The 1,146-nt window shown below is 51.2% G+C and carries 1 rRNA gene; it reads left to right on the forward strand.

The annotated features are described in order from the left end of the window. A 23S ribosomal RNA gene (locus H620_RS0118940) occupies positions 1-1,146 on the forward strand; the annotation flags it as partial.

A 1,146-nucleotide genomic window follows, 5' to 3' on the forward strand; every position in this document is an offset into this window, starting at 1 on the left:
TCAATGAAATCGAGTAGGACGGAGCACGAGAAACTTTGTCTGAACATGGGGGGACCATCCTCCAAGGCTAAATACTACTGACTGACCGATAGTGAACCAGTACCGTGAGGGAAAGGCGAAAAGAACCCCGGAGAGGGGAGTGAAATAGAACCTGAAACCGTATGCGTACAAGCAGTGGGAGCCTACTTTGTTAGGTGACTGCGTACCTTTTGTATAATGGGTCAGCGACTTATATTCAGTGGCGAGCTTAACCGAATAGGGGAGGCGTAGCGAAAGCGAGTCTTAATAGGGCGTTTAGTCGCTGGGTATAGACCCGAAACCGGGCGATCTATCCATGGGCAGGTTGAAGGTTAGGTAACACTGACTGGAGGACCGAACCGACTACCGTTGAAAAGTTAGCGGATGACCTGTGGATCGGAGTGAAAGGCTAATCAAGCTCGGAGATAGCTGGTTCTCCTCGAAAGCTATTTAGGTAGCGCCTCATGTATCACTCCAGGGGGTAGAGCACTGTTTCGGCTAGGGGGTCATCCCGACTTACCAAACCGATGCAAACTCCGAATACCTGGAAGTGCCGAGCATGGGAGACACACGGCGGGTGCTAACGTCCGTCGTGAAAAGGGAAACAACCCAGACCGTCAGCTAAGGTCCCAAAGTCATGGTTAAGTGGGAAACGATGTGGGAAGGCTTAGACAGCTAGGAGGTTGGCTTAGAAGCAGCCATCCTTTAAAGAAAGCGTAATAGCTCACTAGTCGAGTCGGCCTGCGCGGAAGATGTAACGGGGCTCAAACCATGCACCGAAGCTACGGGTGTCATCTTTGATGACGCGGTAGAGGAGCGTTCTGTAAGCCTGTGAAGGTGAGTTGAGAAGCTTGCTGGAGGTATCAGAAGTGCGAATGCTGACATGAGTAACGACAATGGGAGTGAAAAACTCCCACGCCGAAAGACCAAGGTTTCCTGCGCAACGTTAATCGACGCAGGGTTAGTCGGTCCCTAAGGCGAGGCTGAAAAGCGTAGTCGATGGAAAACAGGTTAATATTCCTGTACTTCCAGTTATTGCGATGGAGGGACGGAGAAGGCTAGGCCAGCTTGGCGTTGGTTGTCCAAGTTTAAGGTGGTAGGCTGAGATCTTAGGCAAATCCGGGATCT

The sequence above is a fragment of the Pseudomonas taiwanensis DSM 21245 genome (assembly GCF_000425785.1).
GTDB classification, from domain to species: domain Bacteria; phylum Pseudomonadota; class Gammaproteobacteria; order Pseudomonadales; family Pseudomonadaceae; genus Aquipseudomonas; species Aquipseudomonas taiwanensis.